At 70.6% G+C, this 23,058-nt stretch carries 11 protein-coding genes and 2 CRISPR repeat arrays; of the genes, 8 read left to right on the forward strand and 3 right to left on the reverse strand.

Going from position 1 to position 23,058, the window contains the following annotated elements; genetic code table 11:
- Positions 1-233: 233 nt before the first annotated feature.
- Positions 234-1,763 carry a hypothetical protein gene (locus BIV23_RS00265; RefSeq protein ID WP_143079015.1) on the forward strand — a complete coding sequence of 510 codons (1,530 nt, stop codon included), beginning with the start codon at positions 234-236 and terminating at the stop codon, positions 1,761-1,763.
- 63 nt (positions 1,764-1,826) lie between these two features.
- On the opposite strand, the gene BIV23_RS53470 is transcribed toward BIV23_RS00265, so the two are convergent.
- The gene (locus BIV23_RS53470; protein ID WP_342746337.1) at positions 1,827-2,771 is read right to left on the reverse strand and encodes a hypothetical protein; all 945 of its coding nucleotides are present in this window, start codon (positions 2,769-2,771) and stop codon (positions 1,827-1,829) included.
- A 1,340-nt stretch (positions 2,772-4,111) separates the two neighbouring features.
- On the opposite strand from BIV23_RS53470, the gene casA reads away from it, so the two are divergent.
- The 6 genes from casA (at position 4,112) to BIV23_RS00300 (ending at position 15,990) form a co-directional block, all read left to right on the forward strand.
- On the forward strand, positions 4,112-5,605 hold the full coding sequence (casA, locus tag BIV23_RS00275; RefSeq protein ID WP_177239620.1) for a type I-E CRISPR-associated protein Cse1/CasA: 1,494 nt from the start codon (positions 4,112-4,114) through the stop codon (positions 5,603-5,605).
- Between the two features lie 26 nt (positions 5,606-5,631).
- Complete coding sequence (gene casB / locus BIV23_RS00280) at positions 5,632-6,261, forward strand: type I-E CRISPR-associated protein Cse2/CasB (protein ID WP_071378631.1); 630 nt, start codon at positions 5,632-5,634, stop codon at positions 6,259-6,261.
- Complete coding sequence (cas7e, locus tag BIV23_RS00285; RefSeq protein ID WP_071378632.1) at positions 6,258-7,460, forward strand: type I-E CRISPR-associated protein Cas7/Cse4/CasC; 1,203 nt, start codon at positions 6,258-6,260, stop codon at positions 7,458-7,460. The genes casB and cas7e overlap by 4 nt, the downstream gene beginning before the upstream one ends.
- Positions 7,457-8,182 carry a type I-E CRISPR-associated protein Cas5/CasD gene (gene cas5e / locus BIV23_RS00290; protein WP_071378633.1) on the forward strand — a complete coding sequence of 242 codons (726 nt, stop codon included), beginning with the start codon at positions 7,457-7,459 and terminating at the stop codon, positions 8,180-8,182. Before cas7e ends, cas5e begins: the two co-directional genes overlap by 4 nt.
- A gap of 42 nt (positions 8,183-8,224) precedes the next feature.
- Positions 8,225-8,914, forward strand: coding sequence for a type I-E CRISPR-associated protein Cas6/Cse3/CasE (cas6e, locus tag BIV23_RS00295; protein WP_071378634.1), 690 nt, complete (start codon positions 8,225-8,227; stop codon positions 8,912-8,914).
- Positions 8,915-8,999: 85 nt separating this feature from the next.
- Positions 9,000-9,334: direct repeats of the CRISPR family, unit length 29 nt; unit sequence GTTCGGCCCGCAGGCGCGGGTGTCCGACG.
- Positions 9,335-10,083: 749 nt separating this feature from the next.
- A CRISPR array of direct repeats spans positions 10,084-10,661; the repeat unit is 29 nt; unit sequence GTTCGGCCCGCAGGCGCGGGTGTCCGACG.
- 2,569 nt (positions 10,662-13,230) lie between these two features.
- A complete protein-coding gene (locus tag BIV23_RS00300; protein WP_071378665.1) occupies positions 13,231-15,990 on the forward strand; it encodes a CRISPR-associated helicase/endonuclease Cas3 in 2,760 nt (919 codons plus the stop codon).
- Between the two features lie 178 nt (positions 15,991-16,168).
- Here BIV23_RS00300 and BIV23_RS00305 read toward each other — a convergent pair whose 3' ends face one another.
- Together BIV23_RS00305 and BIV23_RS00310 are read right to left on the reverse strand one after the other, a co-directional pair.
- The gene (locus BIV23_RS00305) at positions 16,169-18,646 is read right to left on the reverse strand and encodes a hypothetical protein (protein WP_177239623.1); all 2,478 of its coding nucleotides are present in this window, start codon (positions 18,644-18,646) and stop codon (positions 16,169-16,171) included.
- Between the two features lie 159 nt (positions 18,647-18,805).
- The gene (locus BIV23_RS00310; protein WP_071378636.1) at positions 18,806-19,135 is read right to left on the reverse strand and encodes a trypco2 family protein; all 330 of its coding nucleotides are present in this window, start codon (positions 19,133-19,135) and stop codon (positions 18,806-18,808) included.
- A gap of 253 nt (positions 19,136-19,388) precedes the next feature.
- Here BIV23_RS00310 and BIV23_RS00315 point away from each other — a divergent pair, with 253 nt between their 5' ends.
- The gene (locus tag BIV23_RS00315) at positions 19,389-23,054 is read left to right on the forward strand and encodes a DNA polymerase III subunit alpha (protein WP_425443450.1); all 3,666 of its coding nucleotides are present in this window, start codon (positions 19,389-19,391) and stop codon (positions 23,052-23,054) included.
- The last annotated feature ends 4 nt before the right edge of the window (positions 23,055-23,058 follow it).

Consider the following 23,058-nt stretch of genomic DNA (forward strand, 5'->3'; position numbering starts at 1 on the left):
GATCCTGGTTGGCGGGCGGCTGCCCTTCGTGACAACTGTCCTTGCCGAGCGGGTGCTTCTAAGCTCCGTATCGGTGATCACCGCTCGCGCAGTGGCGACACAGGCACCCGTTCTGCACGCGGCTGACGCCCGCCGGCTTTGGCGGTCCGCGCCCACGAAGGGCGGCGGGGACACCGGTGAGGAGCGGGCTCGCGGGCGCCGTTGATGATGCCGGTCGAGGGCAGGGGAGAGACGTGGAACGAGTGTGTCTTGACGAGGCGCTGCAGGTAGGCGACTACCTTCCGGTGGCCAGGGAACGGATGACCCCCGAGGACTTCCGACCGGGGGAGGGCTACGCCCGCATCGAGTGGCTGGAGCACATCCACGACCCCTCGTTCCTCGACCCCGAGTCCACCGACCTGTTCACCACCACGGCGGACACCATCGTCGCCGTCTGCTGCCAGGGACTTCCCGGACCTGTGCTGCTCAGGGGCGGTGACCATTGGGTGCTCACCGAAGTGGACGCTGAGCGTCTTGCCCAGGACGCCCAGCACCCGAGCTGGCCGACGCGCCAGGAGTTGTTCGTCGGCGGCCAGGTCCCGCAGGAAGTCCACTGGAGCCGCGGCGACCTCACCGGCCCGGTCGGCGTCACCACCAGAGACGCCGGCGGGTCGCCGACCCGCCGGGCGGCCTCCTTCACCAAGCCGGCCAGCACCCTGCGCATTGGCGACTACCTTCAGATACACGCCGTACGGTTCCCCGAACATGACATGGGGACCGACGAGGGCTACCACCGCGTCGAATGGGTCGGCCATCTCACCGGTGAGCGGATCGCGGGACTGCTCGCCGACCCCGTATGGGCGGGCGGCACGGTCACCCTGGTCACCGTCCACGGACTGTCAGGCATGCTCGTCCTGCCAGAGAAAGACGTGCGGGTCCTGGTCCAGCCCAACCTCGAACGCGTTAGCTCCGACAACCAGGAGGCCTGGCACGAGGGACCCCACTTCGAGCTGACCGGTGTCCTCGAGCCCGACCCCGCCGTCCAGGACACCAAGGACGCCGCATACCGGCCCGCCGCCCCCGAGGACGAAGCCGACCTGTACCCCACGGTCTTCTCCACCCCCGAACGCCGCACCCTGCACCTCGAAGGCGTCACCGGCGTGCGGGCGGTGCCGACCGCCGCGCTGCCCTGGCCGCACGGCCTGTTTAAATGCGAGTACGCCGAGCGCGGCAAGCGCATCGCGGGCACCTACCCCGGCGGCCGCCGCGAGGACCAGACCGCCCACGCCGAACTGTTCGCCGAACTCGGCGAGGAGGAGTTCGCCGCCTGCCCGTACCACCAGGGCGACTGGCCGGCCATCGCCGAGGCCGTCCTGGCGCACGCCGAAGTCGACGAAGACGAGGAACCCGAGCGGGCCGCGCGCCTGTACGCCATGGAGCACCTCAGCCCGCGGGACCGCGAATGGGCCCAGAGAATGGTCAGCGACCACATCTGGTGGAACGAGGGCTCCGACTCCCTCACCAACGGCCAGCACCGTCTGTGCGCCATGCGCGCGGGCGGAGTGGCGAACGTGCCGGTCAACGGGCGTTACCTGCCGGGGAAGCAGCAGCCTGACGCGGTGGACGCGCGAGAGCACGCTCGCATGACCGTCGAGCGCTACTGGATCGAGCGCCTCGTCGACCTGTGGGGACCAGGCCCCTGGCCGGAGCGTCTCGGCCCGCTCGTCGCCCGCCACCGCATGCTGCGGCGGCCACTGCCGCGCCCAGACCGACGACCGGAGTGACTCTCCGCAGCGGACGGCAGGGCCTCGATCGAGCCACGCGCGCCCGGTCGACGGGGCGGCGTGTTACAACAGCCCTCCCAGCGGCAGGACGCGCTCGGCGAGTTGCCCCCGCAGGCGTCCTGCGGCGGTGTCGGCTTCGGCCAGCCAGTCGGCGGTGACCAGCAGTTCGGCGTGCTCGGCAACTTGGTCGGGTGACTGGGTGCAGAACGCGGCGACATGGTCCAGCTGCAGCCCGCCGTCCTCGGGGTACCCGAGACGGCCGTCGGGGCGGGTGTGGGCGGCGGTGTACAGGGCCAGGAGCCTGGTCGCGGCGCCCAGCTTCTTCTTCCTGATCTTCCGGTCGCCCACCACTTTCTGGGCCCACCCGGAGATCCTCGCCCGGGTGATCTTGCCGAAGTCGAACGGGCGGGTCTGTTCGGGCAACAGCGCGGGGACGGTGATGCTGGTGGGATCTTCCGGCTGGGAGGCCATCGCCGCGGCGACGGTGCCGGGCAGGCGCAGCCAGTCGGCCTCGACCAGCCGCTGAAGCACCTGCTCGGCATCGCCGGGGAGCCAGCCGGTGAGGTCCTGGCCGGTGATGTTCCCGGTGCCGGCGCGCGCGGCCCGCAGGGTGAGCAGGAGCACCGCCAGGCGCACCTCCGCCTCCGGGTACGGGGCGTGGGACTGGGCGTAGTCCAGCACGGCGCGGGCGTGCGTGGCCTGGTTCCGGGTCAGCAGCCGTTCCACGAGCGGCACGTCACCGCCCGCGGTGTCATCGACAGGGTGCCCGAAACGGTTGGCGTGCATCTCGCGGGTGGTCTGCGCGGCCTTCTCGGCACGCGCCGCCTCATGGTGCAAGGACCCGTCGCCGCTCGCGTCGGCCCACAGACGGAAGGCCCGGGCTTTGCGATCGTGGAGCAAGGCGAGCAGGGCGAGGTCGGGCTCGGGCTGCTGCTGGTAGGCACGGAAGGCGTCCCCGAGCTCGATGAGTTCCACCCGCAGCACGTCCGGCGCTAGGTCGTGCGGCACGACCCGCTGTGCGATCTTCCCCCACCGCTTCGCTCGCTGGGACGCCGGCCGAGGTGAGGCGGCACGGGCACCGGGCACCGACACCGGCGCGGCGGGCTGGGATGGCGAAGCAGCGGAGGCGGGGGAGGGACTGTGGTCGGAGAACACCGCCGTCACACCGTCTTCCGCCGTGCCGCCTACGGGCTCCCGCTTCGAGGCCGGCTTCCCCGCCGCGTCGGTCGCTTCGGTCGCTGTCGGGGTGGTCCGGGCGGGGGCGGTGTCCAGGACGCGGCAGCCGGGAAGGGCGGCCGCGCACCGTGCGCACATCTCCGCGATCCGCCACAACCGTCCGGCCCTGTCCACGTACACCGTCAAGGTCACCGGGCCCCCGCACCGCGTCGCCGCTCGCGCCGTCGGCCGTGGTCCACCCTGGCGTCCGGGGCGGGAGTCGGGGTCGGGGGTGTGCCAGGCGCAGTCGGCGGCACGGCAGCCGCACCACGCCTCGCCGCGCGGCCCGCCGCCCGCACGGATGCCTGCCAGGTGCAGGTTGATGTGCCCGATCGCAGCCTTGCGGCCCTCCGCGGCGCTGGCCAAGTGCTGGTCTGCGCAGGCCCGCTGGGAGCACGTGAGCCTCACCGCGCCTGCGGAAGGCCGGCCGTGAGGGTCCAGGCGCACTGTCCACACCCGCCCCGCGACGCGCTCCTGCTGTGTGCCGGCCTCCACCGCCATATGCGTCCTCCCAGCGTTGCCCGATCCGTTGCCCCGGACGGGTTCCCATCATCACGGATGTCGGCACGCGGGCAGGGGATCCCGGCCTGCATCGGCACCTCTGTCCTCGCAGTGCTCGGCCGTCCTCGACTGCTGCGAGGCTGTGCAACATCTCACACGAGGAGGGCAGCGCCGAGGTCGCGCAGGCCGGTCCCCGCTGGTGGGCGCCGGGCGGGGGTGTGCGGTGCCGGACTGGTGGGTGCCGCCGACGGTGTTCGCGCGGTGGATCCGTTGATGGCATGTCAACTTCTGTTCCGGGGTGTGGCAATTGCCGACAGGTGCCGGGGCGTGCGCGGGATCCGGGCGTCGGCGGATGGACGTGCGCGGGGCGCGGGGCGGACTGGGCGTTGGGCGGAAGCCGCGGGACTGTACCCAGCGCCTCTGACAACCGGATGCCTCATCAGGATTCAGCCACTGAGGAGGTTTTGCGCCACGCGGTGATCACTTGCTTCCATGGCGCTCACTCACCGCCTTGACCTGCACGGATGCCGGTCCGGGGCGGTGCGGGAACTGGAAGAAGGAGCATCGTGTCGAGCCTGTTTCGCGTTGACCGGGACCCCTGTGTCGCGGTCCGCGTCCGCCGAGGCCTCACCGTGAGCGAGGCTGAGGAACTCGCCGCCCTGGTCCCCGGAGCCACCGAGGGGACCACGGCCGTTGTCGGGCTGCGCCCGCTGTTCGCCGCCGCGCATCTGCTGGCCGATCTCGACGTGCAAGAGCCTCCTCTGGAGGCGATGTGGCGCCGCGTCCTGGCCGCGATCGCCTTGCGGGTAGGCGGCCTGGACATCTCGCAGGGCCAGGCCTGGCTCGACACCCGAGAGGACCTCCTGGCGCAAGGCCGGTTCGACACCAGCCGGATCGCGGAGTACTTCGATCCGTCCCCGCAACGCTGGCGACTGTACGGCGGACCGCGCCCGTTCCTGCAGGACCCGCGGCTGGCCGACGAGGGCGGGGACCTAGCCCCGCCCGGGCGGCTGGTCATGAGCCGTCCGTCGGGGGCGAACGCCGTGTGGACGGACTCCACTCCGCAAGATGTTCCCGTCAAGGCTGCAGACGCAATCGGCTGGCTGCTGGCCTGGCGGGGCTACGGCCCCTCCGGCACCGGCGGGACCCGCAAGCACGGCGGCCGCAGCAGCCACATCGCCAAGGCTGGCCCCTACCGTGCCCTGATCTCCTACTTCCCTCACGACCCCGAAAGCCTGTTCACCACGCTCGTCCTGTCCGTCCCCGAGCCCAGCTCCTGGCCCACCAACCCCGGCCCGGACCTGGCCCCTTGGGAACGCGAGGACCTGCCTGACCCCCTGGCGGTGGCGCCGCCCTGCGGGCCCGCCTCTCTGCTCGCCGGGCGCACCGCCCACGCCGTCCTGCTGACCGGCGACGACATGGGCTCGACGGTCGGATGCCAGGTCACCTGGGGCACCACCACCGACCTGCCGGCAGCAACGGACCCCTACGTCATCGAACGCGACACCGGCGGCCCCGTACGCGCCTCGCGCAGCCGGGCCGTCTGGCGCGACCTGGACGCCCTGCTGCTCCACCAGCGGCCCGGCGACAAGAACACCTGCCGCCGGCCCGCCGTCTTCGACCACCTCGCCGAACTCGACCCCGACCTCCTCGCCCAGCTCGGCGTCCGAGCCCTGGGCTGGGACCAGGACCGTCAGGACCGCGACCGTGCCTGGTACAGCGCCACCACCCCGCCCGTGCTGCGACACCTCGCCGAAGCAGATCCCGACGGCGCTGCCGTGATCGCGGCCGCCCGCGCCAGCGCCGAAACCTGGGCCGGCCGGCTACGCCGCGCCCTCGAGACGGTCTGGGACCACGTCTACGGCAAGCGGCGCAAGGAAGAGCGGCCGGGCTTCGCCGACCAGGGCGCCGCACGGTACTGGGAGCGCGCCGAGGCCGAGTTCTGGACCACCCTCGCCGCACCCGACACCGCTCCCGCCTTCCAGCGCCTGGCCGTGGACTGCTTCGACACCAGCGCCACCGTCCTCAAGGCCACGGCCCACGGCCGCCGCGCCGCTGCCGAAGCCCGCGCCCAGCTCACCCGCCCACCCCGCGCGGCCTCCCGCTCCCGACGGCAGGCCCCCTGACCGCCCCGACCATCCGGAAGAACACGATGACTCTCCCCGAGCCCGGCCCGAGCCCGGCCCACGCCCTGGCCACTCCGGCACCGGAGCCGCCCGCGTGGCTGGCCCGCGAAACCGCCTACATGAGTTACGTCGCCGACGTCTGCTCCACCCCGCAAGGACGCCGAGATCTCAGGGACGGCCTGAACCTCCGCCGCCTGGACGAGTCCTGGCGGATGATGCGGCATCTGCGCCCCCGCATCCCCAACTGGGGCCCGGACGCCACCGTCGCGCACCTCGCCGTCGCCGGCCTCTACGCCCATCAAGCAGCCAACCCCACCACCGACCACGCCGTCCCCACGGTGTACGACGCTGCGCACGGAAATGTCGGCTGGTCCCTCGAACGCGCCGTCCACCACAGCGTGCTGCGCGAGGACAGCACCGCCGACCTCCTGGAACGCGTCGCCCGACAGCGCCGCCTCAAGCCCGCCCTGGCACTTCTGCACCGGCCCGTCATCCGCATGACGGCCGCCGGCATCCCGGTCTCCTGGCCGCGACTGCTGCGCGACCTGAACAGCTGGCCGAAGTACCGGCTCAAGATCGCCGACGCGTGGATGCAGAGCTACTACAGCCCCGAACCGACCCACCCCGCGAACACCACTGAGGAACTTTCCGCATGAGCCTCGTCATCGACGCGCACGTTCTGCACGCCTACCCGCTGTCCAACCTCAACCGCGACGAGTTCGGCTCGCCGAAAATCGCCGTGCTGGGCGGTGTTGAACGCACGCGGATCTCTTCCGCCTGCCAAAAGCGCGGCTGCCGCATCAACACCGAGACCGTCCTCGGCGAGCGGGCCCTGCGCACCCGCCGCATCCCCGAGAAGGTCGCCACCGAACTGCGCGATCGCGGCTGGAGCGACCAGGACGCCCTCGACGCGGGACAGGCCATCGCCCTGACCGCGCAGTTCTCTGGGATGAAGCTCGCCGAGGCCGGCACCACCAACTACATGCTCTTCGTCCCCGAATCCGCCATCGCCGACCTCGCCGAACTCGCCGTCACCTACCGAGACCTGCTCGCCCAGGCCGCCGACCACGCCCGCGCCCAGGCCGAAGCCGCCGAGAAGACCCAGACCAAGAGCAAGGCAAAGACGAAGACACCCACGCTGGACAAGGCCACCAAGACGAGGATCACCGAGCTGCGGGACGCCGTACGTACCGTCCTGTGCCGCAGCAACGCATCCATCGCGGCCTTCGGCCGCATGCTCGCCAATACCCCCGAAGCCACCGTCGACGGCTCCATCGCCGTCGCCCACGCCACAACCACCCACGCCGGCGAAGAACAGCCCGACTTCTTCACCGCCGTCGACGACATCCCCGGCACCGACAACGGCTCCGCCCACATGGGCCAGCACGCCCACACCGCCGGCACCTTCTACCGCTACGCCACCATCAACGTCGACGAACTCCTGCACAACCTCGACGACGACCACACCATGGCACGCGACCTCACCCACGCCTTCCTCACCGAGTTCGCCCGCCACGTCCCCACCGCCAAGAAGAACAGCACCGCACCCTTCACCCCGCCCGCCCTGGTCCACCTCACGGTGCGCACCGACCAGCCCATGAACCTCTCCGGCGCCTTCGAAGCACCCGTCACCGCGGACGACACCTCCGGCTGGACCACACCCAGCATCACCGCCCTCGACCGGCACTCCGCCGCCGTCAACGCCTTCCTCGGCGACGAACACCTCCTGGCCGCCGCCCACTCCGGCACGGCCGACCTCACCCAGGTCACCGCCCTGGGCACCCACATCCCCCGCCTAGACAACCTCGTCACCACCATCACCGACACCGCCTTCACGCAGGCAGCCGAGCAGTGACCAGCGGACTCCTCCTGCATCTGTCCGGCATCCAGTTCTGGGGCGGCCCCCAAGGCGGCACCACCCGCACCAGCCACCCCCACCCCACCCGCAGCGGCATCACCGGCCTCCTCGCCGCAGCCCAGGGCCGCCCCCGGGGCAGCGACCTCACCGACCTCGAACAACTCACCCACACCATCCGAATCGACCGGGCCGGACAACTCCTCCTCGACTTCCACACCGTCGGCGGCGGACGGCTCAAACACGAGACCGTACCTACCGCCGAAGGCGGACACCGCGGCAACGCCCTCGTCTTTCGCGACTGGTACCTCCACGACGCCGCATTCACCATCGCCCTCACAGGACCAGAACCCCTCATCCACGACCTGGCCCACGCGCTGCGCCACCCCGTCTACCCACCCCACCTCGGCCGCCGCGCCTGCCGACCCGACACCCCGGTCCTGATCACCACCACCGACGACCCCTACAGCGCCCTCGAAGACCTCCCCCTACACCGCACCGCCCCCCGCACCGGCGACACCGTGCCGGTCATCTTCCTCAACGAACACCCACCCACCCACACCACCCCCCACACCCGCACCATCGACGACGTCCCCCACCCAGGCCGCACCTTCACCACCCGCCGCCTATGGGAGTCCACCCGCCACCTCCCCACCACACGCTGCGCAGGCCTCGGGACCACCTACCTCCAAGCACTCACCTCACACCGCACAACCAGCTGACAACCCGCCCGCACGCGCGGGAAAACCTACGGAGCACCACAGATGGCCCCCACCGCCCACCTCACCCGACTCAAACTCAACCCCATGTCCACCGAGGCCGCCCGCGACCTCCGCAACGTCCACTCCCTGCACCGCACCGTCCTCACCCTCGCCCCCGACAACCTCGGTGACAGCCCCCGCGCAGCAGCCGGCATCCTCTTCCGCCTCGAACAACACCCCCGCGGCCACACCCTCCTCATCCAGTCCACCCACCCTCTCAACCTCGACGCCCTCCCCATCGGCTACGCCGCCGCCACCGACGAACGCGACCTCACCCCCCTCTTCACCTGGTGCCAACCCGGAACCCCCATCCGCTACCGCATCCACGCCCAACCCACCCGCAGCCTCGCTATCAAAGGCCGAGACGACAAAGGCCGATTCAAACGAGGCCGCCGCATCCCACTCCACGGAGACGACGCAACCCACTGGTGGCACGAACGAGCCACCGCAGCCGGCCTCACCCCGCACACCGAGATCACCAACACAGCACCCCAACCCGACCTCGTCGGCTGGAAGACGAACCCCGAGCACAAGAACAAACGGATGCACATCCGAGACCGCGTCACCCGCTTCGAAGGCACCGCCACCATCACCGACACCACGGCCCTCCACACCGCCATCACCACCGGCATCGGTCGCGGCCGCGCCTTCGGAACAGGCCTCCTGTCCATAGCCCCACTCGTCCAGGCCTAAGCACCACGCATTCCAGCCAGGCCTCACGGTCATGAACCTTGATAAAAGAACAGCAAAGCCCTCAAGAATGAGCAGGTCACGAAGCGTTCGGCCCGCAGGCGCGGGTGTCCGACGGTAGAGAGCAGCGGCGCGCAGAACCAATTCAAGTTCGGCCCGCAGGCGCGGGTGTCCGACGTACAGGTTGCGTCCCTTGGCCAGTTCGTTCCAGTTCGGCCCGCAGGCGCGGGTGTCCGACGGTGATGCACCTCGTCAGTTTGTGCGCCGCCATGTTCGGCCCGCAGGCGCGGGTGTCCGACGATCGTGCTGAGCCTCGTGTCCATGGCCGCGGCCTTCGGCCCGCAGGCGCGGGTGTCCGCCGCGGCACTGGATCAGCCTCGTGCCCCGGTGGGCGTTCGGCCCGCACGTGCGGGTGTCAGCCGATGACGCCCATGGACGATGCGATGCTGCACCTGTTCAGCCTGCACGTGCGGGTGTCAGCCGGTCTTGCCGACGCAGCCTTTCTGGTTGCCGACGTTCGGCCCGCGCGCGGGTGTCCGCCGTCCTCACGGGCCCGCAGGGCCGTTCCGGACTCGCTCAGCCCGCACGCGCGGGTGTCCGCCGTAGCGCTGACGGGAGTGCCCGTACGCGAGCCAGTTCTGCCTGCACGCGCGGGTGTCCGTCAGCGCCGTCCAGGCCGCCGATGGAGTCGGCCTCGTTCGGCCCGCAGGCGCGGGTGTCCGTCGGTCTCCGGGTCAACGCGGCCGGCGACGCCCTCGTTCGGCCGGCAGGCGCGGGTGTCCGTCGGCCCAGCAGGGTCAGCAGGGAGCGAAGAAGTGGTCCGGCCTGCAAGCGCGGGCGTCCGCCGTACTGCGAGCGCGGCCAGGATCAGAAGAACGCGTTCAGCCCGCCGCCTGCGGGTGTCCGTCGCTCGTGCTGATTGGCGACCAGCATCAGCTGCAGTTCAGCCCGCAGGCGCGAGTGTCAGCCGCCGAACAGGTGGGCGAGGACCACGCGGCTGGTATCGGCCCCCAGGCGCGGGTGTCAGGCGATCGCGGCGGTGTAACCGGTTGAGTCGACGTAGTTCAGCCCGCAGGCGCGGGTGTCCGGCGTAGGCCTGGAACCGCAGGTCTGTGTTGGCATTGTTCGGCCCGCAGGCGGGTGTCCGGCGATCTGATCTCGCTTACCCTCGCGTTCGGCCCGCAGGCGCGGGTGTCCGACGCCCCCGGGGGTCAGTACCGAGTGTTAGCAGCAGTTCGGCCCGCAGGCGCGGGTGTCCGACGTGGCCACCTTCGTCTTCCATGACGCAGAGCACGTTCGGCCCGCAGGCGCGGGTGTCCGACGATTTTGAGTTGGGTCTTCTACGGCGTCAGCCTGTTCGGCCCGCAGGCGCGGGTGTCCGACGTCCCCGCTTTCGCACGGCTGCTGCTCGACGCAGTTCGGCCCGCAGACGCGGGTGTCCGACGGTGTCCGGCGATCTGATCTCGCTTACCCTCGCGTTCGGCCCGCAGGCGCGGGTGTCCGACGTAGCCGTGCCAGATATGCACTCGGTGGTGGGGGTTCGGCCCGCAGGCGCGAGTGTCCGACGCCCCGTCATCACGCCGTGACCGAGGAAGGGGTGTTCGGCCCGCAGGCGCGGGTGTCGGACGGCAGCCCCCGGCAGTTGGGGATTCACCGCGGCGCTCGGCCCGCAGGCGCGGGTGTCCGACGCCGCCTTCGGCGGTCGCCTTCGGCGACCCCGGGTTCGGCCCGCAGGCGCGGGTATCCGCCGTACGGGCCCGAGTCGCTCCCCGGTGTCGCGTCGTTCAGCCCGCAGGCGCGGGTGTCCGCCGGCCTGATCGGCGCTGCGTTTGGCGCTCTTCATGTTCAGCCCGCAAGTGCGGGTGTCCGCCCTACTGCAACCACGTCCGTGCCCTGATGCTCCAGGTTCAGCCCGCAGGCGCGGGTGTCCGCCGCGGCACTGGATCAGCCTCGTGCCCCGGTGGGCGTTCGGCCCGCACGCGCGGGAGTCCGACGATCCTTCACCAGGTCCTCGGGCGTACACAGCGGTTCAGGCCGCACGCGCAGGGTCCGACGCCGCGCACCTTGCGCGGAACGACGAACACAGGGTTCAGCCCGCAGGCGCCGGAACCCGCCAGTGATTCTCGGCGAGGACCTCGCCTCTACGCGTAGGTGTCCGTCGGTGCCCGGCGTCCTGGAGGGGTAGTCATCAGGTTCAGTCTGCAGGCGTGGGTGTCCGACGAAGTTCGGGCGGGTGCTCTACGAAAGGCTCGCGTTCAGCCCGCACACGCGCGGGTGTCCGGCGTCTTTTGCTGAGGGGGCGGCCTTTGTCGTCAGGTTCAGCCCGCACGCGCGGGAGTCCGTCGCCGACCCAGAGTACGGCCGGACCGCCGGAGATGTTCAGCCCGCACGTGCGGGTGTCCGACGTGGCGCCAGGGCCACACCCTCGGTGGACGGATGTTCGGCCTGCACGCGCGGGCGTCCGACGGTGATGGCGCGGACCGCGCAGCCGGTGCGTGGGTTCCAGCCTGCATGCGCGGGTGTCCGACAGAGGAACTGGGTCGCTTCATCAAGGAGCAGGACTTCAGCCCGCAGGCGCGGGAGTCCATCAGTGATCCGCGGTGAGGATTTCGCCTCCACCGTGAGGATCTGCCTGCACACGCTGGTGTCCGCCGTCGCCGAGGACTGGCTGCACCTGCAGCATGGGGTTCAGCCCGCACGCGCGGGAGTCCGACGCAGCGTGACGTTTCTCGACACTGGCCTCGGAAGTACAGCCTGCACGCGCGGGAGTTGTTCCAGAGCCGCGGTTACGGGAAGCATCACGCAGCGCAGCCGGTCAGCGCACGCGCGGGAGTCCGACGTACATCGACGCGTTCGGGGTGAGTACGAGGTCGTTCAGCCCGCACTCGCAGGTGTCCGGCGCTCAACTGACACCAGCGGATGGCGAAGTACGAGTTCAGCCTGCCCGTGCGGGTGTCCGTCGTCCCCCGGAGCGCGCCATCAGGCCGCTCCTACCGTCGAGCTTGCACGCGCGGGAGTCCGACGCCGATCGGCCCGTGGTACATCATCTCGTATTCGTTTAGCCCGCACGAGCGGGCGTCCGACGGTCTCTTCCGCGATCCGCTCCAGGTCGGCCGGGTGCAGCCTGCACGCGCGGGAGTCCGTCGCGGCGGGGGGACAGACGCGGGTATCAGTGGCTGTCCACCCCGCGAGCGGGAGTCCGTCGGCGTTCCTGATATACGCCTTCCTCGCCAAGCAGTCCAGCCGTCACGCGCGGGAGTCCGTCGCTGAGCTATTCCCTGGAGGAAGAGGAGGCGACGTTCAGCCCGCACGCGCGGGTGCCCAACGACCTGGGCGAACCCGTTGCTGAGGGACTTGCCGTTCTGCACGCGCGGGTGTCCCACACTCCAGCCCAGGACCCGCATGGCGAAGCCGGAGTTCAGCCTGCACGCGCAGGTGTCCGACGTCGAGGATCCACGGCAGGATCAGCTGCGAGGTATTCAGCCTGCACGCGCGGGTGTCCGTCGTTGCGGCATTCGGAGACTGTTGATGCGGCCGTGTTCAGCCATGCGCAGGTATCCGTCGGCTGACAGCGATCGCGGATCGCGGCCGCCCGGGTTCAGCTTGCACCGCGCGGGTGTCCGACGAACCGCCGCCTGATGGTCGGTCGCACCCTGAAGTTCAGCCCGCACATGCGAGTGTCCGACGAGACATGCCCGACTACCAACACTACGCCCTCCGTTCAGCCTTCACGTGCGGGTGTCCGACGGGGCAGGTCGGCTGGGTGAGCTGCGACTACATATTCAGCCCGCATGCGCGGGCGTCCTTCGAGGAGCGCTGCGGACCCGGCCCAGGCGCCGCCGTTCAGCCCGTAGGCGCGGGTGTCCTTCGGTCCTGGCGGAGGGGCCAATCATCTGCGGAGTGTTCAACCCGTACGCGCGGGTGTCCGTCGTGGATCTTGAGAGTCGGGTCTCCCCCTTCCACTCCAGCCTGCACGCGCGGGTATCCGTCATAGCCGTCGTAGATCAGCAACCACACGAACCAGTTCAGCCAGCACGCGCCGGTGTCCGTCGGCACGCCACCTGTCCGGACGTCACAAGGCCGTTCATGTTCAGCCCGCACGCGCGGGAGTCCGACGATTCGCACCGCCATCACGGTGGTGAGCGAGATGTTCAGCCCGCACGTGCAGGCGTCCGACGCAGGACATGGTCAGCTGGGGCGTGGCTTACGGGTTCAGCCTGCACGCGCGGGTGTCCGCGGATCGCATTGGCGTCGTGGCCGTATTGCCCTCGTTTTAAATTTCCGAAAATCTCTCACTCGTATTTGAGGTGTTTATCTACATGTCTTCTGGGTTGTATTCTTGCGTGTGGGGGAAATTCGAGGAGCTTCCCGAGCCGTATCCGTTGGGGTGTCATTCGCTGGATACGGCGGCGGTTGCATTGGTTCTGTGGGATGTGCATCTCTCTGCCGGTCAGCGGAAGTTCGTCGCTGGTTCCTTCGAGGTCTCGGAGTGTCAGGCTCGTGAGTTGGTGGGTTTCTGGGCCGGTCTGCACGATTTGGGGAAGTGCTGTCCGTCGTTCCAGTCGGCTCCGAGTGGTCCTGATCCGGAGTTCTTGCGGGAGGAGGATTTCGCTACGCCTTCAGGCTGGATGAACGAGGGTTCTGTACGTCATGAGCGGGTGACGCATCTCGTTCTGCCGTCGCTCCTTGCCGCCTACGGGTATGACATTTCTGTGCGGCCGGGGCGGTCGGTGGCTCATCAAATAGCGCAGATTCTTGGCGGGCACCACGGTGTATACGGCTCCATGCTGGACCGGGTGGCGCTGCGGCATCCGGAGCGGAGTGAGCCGCGGGTCGGGACGGCGTCGGGGTGGCGGGAGCAGCGGGCGGCGTTGGTGGATGTCGTGCACCGGGCGTGCGGCCGGCCGGCGGCGCCGCAGCGGGTGGCTTCTGCGGGCGCCGCGGTGCTGGTGACCGGACTGGTGGTGCTCGCGGACTGGATCGCCTCAGGGAACCAGTGGGTCTCTGCCCGGCAGCGTGCCTGGCTGACGGCGGCGGACGGGGACTGGGAGGCTCATTTCCAGAGGGCGTTCGCCGCGGCAGGACCTGTGGTCAGAGCCTTGCAGCTCGACGCGCCGCAGTGGGCGCCCGCGTCCCGGTTCGCGGATGTCTTCCCGGAAATCACGGACCCGTATCCGCTGCAGGCCGACATCGCGGCCCGGCTGCCGGGCCTGGTGAACGGGCCCGGGATCTTGCTAGTGACCGCGCCGACCGGGGACGGCAAGACGGAGAACGGCCTATTCGGTGCCCGGCTGCTCGGCGGTGCGGCCGGCCAGCCCGGGCTCGCGGTGCTGCTGCCGACGATGGCCACCACCGACGCGATGTGGGACCGCGTGCGCGCCTACGTCCGCCATAGCGCGTCAGCTGACACTCCGGTGACGCTGCTGCACGGGATGGCATGGCTGCGGGAGGGCTACTCCACCGACGCCCCGGACACCGAACTCGCCGACGACGGCGTCTCCACGACGGCTGGCGACTTCGTACGCCGCAAGCACCTGGGCCTGGCCGCCGGCGCGGCGGTGGGCACGTGGGACCAGGCCGCGATGGCCTGCCTGCCGATGAGGTTCAATGCTCTGCGCTGGCTCGGCCTGTCCGGCAAGACCCTGATCATCGACGAGGCCCACGCCTACGACGCCTTCGGTCACGCGCTCACGGTCCGCCTGCTCCAGTGGCTCGGGCACCTCGGTACACCCGTTGTGCTGCTGTCCGCCACACTCGCCGGCAGCCTCGCCGAGCGTCTGGTCCACGCCTACCTCCAAGGCGCCGGCCACAGCGAACCCCCGAGCGTGGCACCGGCCTACCCCGGCTGGCTGTTCGCGGACGCGACCACCGGCACCGTGACCACCTCGGCGACCATCCCCAGCACCCGCGCGCACGCCCTCACCCTCGACCAGCACCTCGTGCGCCACACTCACGACCCCAAGCCGGCCGACGGCCGCGCCGCACACCTGGCCCGGACCCTGGCCCCGCTCTACGACGAGAGCGAAGACCCGGGCGCTGTTCTTGTGGTGTGCAACACGGTGCCCGATGCCCAGGCCACCTACCGGGCCCTGGCCGCCCGCACGGGTACGCGAGCGGTGAACCTCCTGCTGCTGCACGCCCGCATGCCGCAGTGGCAGCGCGAAGACCTCACCCGTCGGCTCCTTCAGCTCCTGGGCCCCCGTGCCTGTCGGCCGCGTGAGCCGTGGATCGTCGTCACCACTCAGGTCGCGGAGCAGTCCCTCGACGTCGACTTCGACCTCGTCGTCACCGACCTCGCTCCCCTTGCCCAGCTCCTCCAACGTGCCGGACGCGGGCATCGCCACGCTCTGGCCGGCCGCGGCCGCCGGCCCGCCTGGGCACCGACCCCGCGCCTCGTCGTCCTCACACCCGACGGTGAGCTGCCCCCTCCCGCGTGGGGAAACGTCTACGACCCCGCCTTGCTGCGCCGCACCCGTGACCTCCTCGCCACCACCGCCAAGGGCCCCGTCGCCATCCCGGAGGACGTCACCTTCATGATCGAGACCGTCTACGCGGACCTCAACACCCTGGCCGAGCACGCCCTCGACGACGACCGCCGACGCGCCGGACACGACGCCGCGCACGCAGCGGCCGCCGACACCGCCGCCATCCCCGCCCCCGGCACCCTCACCGACCTGTACCCGGTCACCGACCGCGACCTCGACCCCGACCTGCTCACCACTCGCCTTGGCGCCGACTCCGCACGGCTCCTCCCCGTCTACCGCACAGCCGACGGCACCTGCTGGCTCGACCCCCAGTGCACCCAGGAGCTTCCGATGCCGGCACCCGGCCACAAGCGCCTCACCCGCGACCAGGTCGCCGACCTCGCCCGCCTGAGTGTCCCCGCACCCTGCATCTACCTGTCCGAAGGCCCCGACACCGCCCCGCCTCACCAGTGGAACAAGACCCCACTCGCCCGCGAACTGCGCCTGCTGCCCCATCGGGTGACGTCCGACGGGCAGATACAGGGACACCGGACCGAGCGGCACATACTCCGCCTCGACCCGGTCCTGGGCCTGGTCCGCACTCCGGCACGGTGAGACCGGCCGGCCCGAGCCACCTCGTTCTGGGGCTGATCGGTGTGACCTCGAACGGTGTCACCGCAGCGCTGGCAGTGTGGGCCCTTCCCTTGCCCGGGGCACCGGCCCCACTCCGACTTCTCGCCCCCTGATGAGGCCTGCCCGGTCCATGTCATGCGGTGCCGTCTCCGGGGCGAACTCAGACAGTGGGAGGCTCGGCCGCAGGGAATCGGCCGACCCACATTCGCCAGGCGAAGGCCAAGGCGACCAAGCCGATGCCGAACACGAGCGGCCACAGCGCCCACGGCAGCGGCAACGGCAGATGAGCCATCACAGCGAAGGCCGTGGTCCACACGATGATGAACAGCGGCGCGATCCAGAAGATCGGCACCCTGCGGACCGGTGGGCGGCTTCCGTAGGCGGTGGCGATGGCGAGGTGTGCACTGGGGACCCCGGCAAGAAAGCACCAGCGTGCCCATCCCACGCCGCGCATGCTGTCGGAGTTCAGGGCGATGATGAGGGTGGCGGTGACGAGGCCGAGGTGGCCCACCGCCAGGACGGTGATCACGATCCGGATGGGCACACTGACCCTGGTCCGGATCAGGGGGAGATCGGCAGGCCGCTCCGGGGCATCGGTATCGGGTTCGGATTCTGCTTCGTCGTCTTCCTCGTCGGCGGTGTCCTCGTGCAGGAGCACGTCGATGAACTCGTCCATTTCTTCGGCACCGGTAGCGACTTGGGCCTGTACCTCGCCAAGGAAGGCGGCGGCCCACTCGTAGACGTCGCGGTCAACGTCGGGTTGCGCGGCGCGGTCGGTAATCGAGTGCTCAAGGTCGGCGAGCCACTGCTGGGCCTGATCGGGGCCGAGTTCGGTAGTGATGGTCTGGGCGGCCAATGGAAGCAGCCGCTCCGGGTCTGAGGCGACGGCCCGGTGCGCGGCGTCGGCGAGAGCCGGCTGTTCCTGGGCGGCGCGGATGACGGTGCTGAGAGTCCGGCGGCGCTGCTCGGGTGCGAGGACGTCGTGCTGAAGGAAGTGTTCGACGAACTCACCCCCGTTGCTGGTACCGGCCTCGGTGAGCCAGGCGGCGGCCAGCGGTGCGCCGATGGCGCCCCAGTGCGCTCCGTCCACGGCGGGGTAGGCAGCGGCCAGGACGTCGTCGAGAGCGGCGAGGCGTTCCGGGTCGGGAGGGGCAGTGGCCCCGTAGCCGTGGTGATGGACGTCGAAGCCGGCGCGGATGGCTGCCTTGCCGTCCCGGGCGGTGGTGGCGCCGGCCAGCAACTGCGCGCTGACGAGGGTATGCAGCAATTTCATGTCGACGGCGCCGGTACCGAGGCGGGCTTCGGCGATGCGGCGCAGGTAGTTCTCCTCGTTGGCCAGGAGAACCTCCATGGGATGGTCTTTGCGGGCGAAGTCCGGGTTGGCGCGGGCCAGGACGTCGGCGAGCGCGGCGACGTGGTGGTAGATCACCGGCTGTCTGAGGGTGTGCTCGATGCCATCTCCGTAGCGGCGTGGGGCGTCGGCGACCACGGTGTCGGACCAGGTGCTGTCCGCGTGACCGGCCTGCTGGAGCAACCGGATGCGGCGGGCGAAGGCGGCCTTGGCCTCCACGTAGATGTTCTCGGGACCGTGGCCTTCCAGCGCGTCGTCCGGCGTGAGCATGAACGTCTCCCTGGCCGCGCCGGCCTGCTGCGCGCGCAGATAGCGGCTCAGGGCCGGCCACCACCCGTCGTGCCCGCGGGCCAGGAGGAGCACACGCACGCACGCGCCGTCATGCGGAACCGCCAGTGCCCGCGCCAGGTCCCGGATCTGGGGGATGTGTGCTTCCGCGAGGTCGACGGCGATGAGCAGCGGGTACGAGGAGGAGGCGAGCATCCCGTAGTCCGTGTGCGGCGGCGTCTCGGAGAGGAATCCGCCGCTCCACGGCCGGGAGTTGTCGTGCCTGGCCGTGAGGCGGCTGAGGAGCTCGACGACCAGGCGGGACTTGCCCGTACCACCCAGGCCGGTCACGGCCGCGACATCCACCTGGCCAGGGCCGTTGCACCACTGTTCGATCTGGCCGATCAGATCGGTCATGCCGGTGAGACCGACGACCTGCGCGCGAGGGTCGAGCAGATGGGAAGAGGACAGCGTCGGACTGGGTATGTCGTCGAGCAGGCCCTTGAGGTCAGCGGGCTGCAGGCGTGGGGCCATGCCGGTGTGCGCGCTGACCGCGGCCGCGAAGCTCTTGTCCGCCAGAAGGTGGGACAGCGGCCGCACCAATATGCCGCGATCCCATTGGGGGTCGACCAGGGTGGCCATGGCGACCAGTACGCCGTTGCAGAACACCCCCGCCCCTGACAGGCCTTGCCAGTTCCTCACATCGGTCACCACGGCGCCGTCGACCTCGAGCGAGTACATCTTCGACCGGGAGCCGGTGTGCGGGGCGATGCGCCCGTCGACGGTCTTCAGATCGTCAACGTACCGCTCAGATCGAGCGGATACTTTGCGGCGCATCGCCTTGGCGAAACCCGTGGTGGAACATACCGGGCGCCGCGCTGGATAGTCGGAGACCAGCTCGCCGAAACCCACCGCCTGGACGCCGGCGCCAACCAGAGCGCGGTCGGCCACCAGCAGCACGACGTCCCACTCGGCGCTCTCCCAGACCGCCACAGCCTCGCTGAACGTCGCACTTGCCATATCCCGGACCCGCACCACGTGGCCTTCGCCCGGCTTGGCGACATGATGAGCGGTGAGTATCAGACCGGGAGCAAGCAGACAGCCGGTGCCGTACGAGTCTGCGGCCTGGTTGAGGACCTCGACCGTGCGCTGCGCCGTTCCCCCTCCCACCATTGGGCCCTACGCGAAGCCGTCGATCGGGCCGCCACGACCGCGTGCCGCATCCCCGATCGGTAGATCACGCCCGCTGTCATCGGGGGCCACCTGCAAGGTGACTGTCATCCGGTGCGTAGCCGTGCTCGCCCGCTCGCCCCTGGCGTCCGCGGACACGACCAAGGCCTTCACCCCGCCGCCGGCCACAGCAGTCTTCCGCAACTCAATCCCAAGATCGAGCACGATCTCCTTGACCGTGAACCGGATCGGCGAGCTGTCCCCATCCAGCTGCGCAGCGGCAAGTCCGCTGCGTACCGCCTTGATCGCCTCAGACAGCTCGGTGGGCTCTAACTCCATGTTCTCCCCTGATCATTCGCGCCGAACGACCCAGTCTGCCGGGCAGCCACCGGTTACGGAAGACGGCGCCACCGCCACAACACCAGCGCCGTCGGCGAGTTGGACAGGCCAGGCTGGAAGCGTGAGCCGCCCCACTCGCTCCCCGGGGACCGCGCTCGGCGCCAGGTCAGGCGAGCCGCATCCTGAGCAGGCGGCAGCCCCACGGGAGGCTCTCCCGCCTGACCACCAAGGGGCGTGAGACTCCACATCCGGGATGGCCGCCGTCGGCGGCCCTCCCGCGCCCGAGGCTCGCCCGGCTGCCCCCTGTAGCACTCAAAGGCCAACCAGGAGGGTTCAGCCACACCAGGCCGCCGAGTCTTCCGTGACGCACCCCAGAACCTATGTTCGAACGCATGCTCGAATTCTGCGTTATGGTGGACACTTCAAGAGACGCAGGTCAGCTAGGGGGTTCGCGAGAGGCAGGTGGCGCAGGGGTGATGGATTTACTCATCTGCATGTCGCCTCCGGCTACTCCGCCCGCTACGGCGCCTCCCTCCCGGACGCCCTGGTGCGGCGGGCGGCCGAGTGCGGCATGACGACGCTCGCGCTGACCGACCGCGACACCGTCGCCGGCACGGTCCGTTTCGCCAAGGCTGCCGCGGCCGCCGGGGTGCGGCCCGTCTTCGGCGTCGATATCGCCGTCGCCCCGCTCAGGCCGCCGGCGCCGCACGCGGCCCGGCCCCGTACCCCGGCCCGCGGCGGCGCGCACGTGATGGAGCCGCCGCTGCGGATCACCCTGCTCGCCCAGAACGCAGCCGGGTGGGCCCGGCTGTGCCGTCTGGTATCCGCCGCGCATGCCGAGGCCGACGGCACCCTGCCCGTCGTCTCGTGGGAGGTCTTGCGCGCGAACGCCGGCCAGGACCTGGTCGTGCTGCTCGGACCTACGTCCGAGCCGGTGCGCGCCCTGTCCGCCGGGCGTCCCGATCTCGCCGAGCAGGTGCTGGTGCCGTGGCGGGAGCTGGCCGGGCCACGGCTGCGGCTGGAGGCCGCATATCTGGGTCGGCAGGGGACCGGCCCAGGGTCGCTGCGGCTGGCCGCGCGCACCGTGGGCCTGGCCGACCAGCTCGGCGTGCCCGCGGTGCTGACCAACACGGTCCGTTATGCCGACCCCGCCCAGCACCGCCTGGCCGACGTCCTCGATGCGGCGCGGCTGCTGCGCCCGGTCGATGGCCGGCACCTGGACGGCGGCGAGCGGTGGCTGAAGGACCCGGCCGCCATGGCGGCGGCCGCCGAGCAGATCGCCCAGGCCCTCGGCGAGCACCGCGCGCGGGCCGCTCGCCTGCTGGCGGAGACCGAGGCGACCGGCCAGTCCTGTGTTCTGACCCCTGCCGATCTCGGGCTGGGCCGGCCGCACTTTCCCGAGCCGTCCGTCGTGGGCGCCGGGGCGGAGCCGGGGTCGGCGATGCGGCTGCTGCGGCAGCGGTGCGAGACCGGGATGGCCGCCCGCGGCCTGGACACGGACCACCGCGCCGTCAGGCAGCTCGACTACGAGCTCGGCGTGATCGGCCGGCTCGGTTTCGAGGGTTACTTCCTGGCCGTGGCCCAGGTGGTCGCCGACACCCGGGCGCTCGGGATCCGGGTCGCCGCACGTGGCTCGGGTGCCGGCTCCATGGTCAACCACTCGTTGTTCGTCGCCACGGCCAACCCTCTGGAGCACCACCTGTTGTTCGAGCGGTTCCTCAGCGAGCGGCGCACGTCGCTGCCGGACATCGACCTGGACGTGGAGTCCGAGCGGCGTCTGGAGGTCTACGACAAGATCATTGAACGGTTCGGGCGTGAGCGGACCGCGGTCACCGGCATGCCCGAGACCTACCGGGCCCGGCACGCCCTGCGCGATACCGGACTCGCCCTCGGCCTGCCACCCCAGGTCGTGGGCGACATCGCCAAATCGTTCCCGCACATCCGGGCCCGGGACATCCGCGCCGCCCTGACCGAGCTGCCCGAGCTGCGACAACTAGCCAGTCAGGCGAGGAGGTTCGGGCCGCTGTGGGAGCTCGCCGAGGGGCTGGACGCGCTGCCGCGCGGCTACGCCATGCACCCCTGCGGCGTGATCATCTCCAACGCGTCGCTACTGGACCGGCTGCCGGTGCAGCCGACCCCGGCCGGCTACCCCATGGTGCAGGCAGACAAGGAGGACGTCGAAGACCTCGGCCTCCTCAAACTCGACGTCCTCGGAGTGCGGATGCAGTCCGCGATGGCCCACGCGGTCACCGAGATCCGCCGCACCACCGGCCGCCAGCTCGATCTCGACAACCCTGACCACGTCGACCTCAACGACCGGCTCGCCTTCGAACTCATCCAGGCCTCCGACACCGTCGGCCTGTTCCAGCTGGAAAGCCCCGGCCAGCAAGATCTGGTGGGGCGTCTTCAGCCGCGGCACATGCAGGACGTCATCGCGGACATCAGCCTCTTTAGGCCCGGCCCCGTGCAGGGCGGCATGCCCGCACTGTTCATCGCCGCCCGCCACGGCGCGGCACCGAAGTACGCGCACCCGGACCTGGAGCCGATCCTGTCCGACACGTCCGGCGTGGTGATCTGGCACGAGCAGATCATCGCCATCCTCGCCCGGATGACCGGCTGCGACCGTGCCGCCGGCGACGTCGCCCGCCGGGCCCTGGCAGATCCCGACCGGCTGCCCAAGGTCGAGCAGTGGTTCCGCCGCGCCGCCGGCGAGCGCGGCTACACCAAGGACGTCCTCGACGACGTGTGGGAGACCGTCACCTCCTTCGGCGCGTACGGCTTCTGCCGCGCCCACGCCGTCGCCTTCGCCGTCCCCGCCCTCCAAAGCGCCTACCTGAAAGCACACTTCCCGGCGTTCCTGTATGCGGGGCTGCTGGAACACGACCCCGGAATGTGGCCCAGCCGGGTCATCGTCGCCGACGCCCGCCGCCACGGCGTGCCCGTCCTGCCCATCGACGTCAACCGCTCCCGCCTCCAGCACAGCGTCGAAGCCACAGAGGACGGGTGGGGCGTGCGCCTCGCCTTCTCCACGGTCAAGGGCATCCACTCGGCCGAGACCGCCCGCCTCACCGCCGGCCAGCCGTACACCAGCCTGCAGGATCTGTGGCAGCGGGCCCGCCCGTCGCTCCCGCTCGCCCAGCGTCTGATCCGCATCGGCGCCCTCGACGACCTTGCCGCGGACCAGAGTCGGCGGGACCTGCTGCTGCAGGCCGAAGAGCTCCACCGGCAGTACCGCAACCGGACAACCACCGAGGGACAGCTCCCGCTCGGCGGCGAGCTGGTGACCGCAGAGCCGAGCGGCCTGCCGGAGATGACCAGCCGCGACAAGCTCAGCGCCGAAATCGACACGCTCTCCATCGACGTCTCGCAGCACCTGATGGAGCACCACCACCGGCTGCTGCGGGAACTCGGCGCCACCGACGCCGCCCATCTGCGCGCGTTGATCCCCGGCCAGAAAGTACTGGTCGCCGGGGTACGGGCCTCCACGCAGACCCCACCGATCCCGTCCGGGAAACGGGTCATCTTCTGCACGCTGGAGGACGGCTCGGGCCTGGTCGACATCGCATTCTTCGAAGACAGCCACGCCGCCTGCGCGCACACCGTGTTCCACTCCGGGCTCCTCCTGGTACGCGGCACCGTCGAGGCCCGCGGCCCGCGCCGCACCGTCGTCGGCGAAATGGCTTGGGATCTTGAAGAGGTCGCCACCGCCCGCCGCGACCACGGCCCCCAGGCCGCCCTCGACCTGCTCGGCCGGACCACCCCGGCCCCCACTCCGGCGCAGCCCGCCGCCCCAGCCCGCACGCTCGCCGATGGGACCGCTGGGGCCCGCCTGCACCCGTACGCGGACCTCCAGCCCGCCGGCACCCGCTCGGCGGACCTTCGCCGTCTGGGGCACCGAAGCCCCGGAAGCGCAGGGTGATCAC

This window comes from Streptomyces monashensis, assembly GCF_001866665.1.
GTDB lineage: Bacteria > Actinomycetota > Actinomycetes > Streptomycetales > Streptomycetaceae > Streptomyces > Streptomyces monashensis.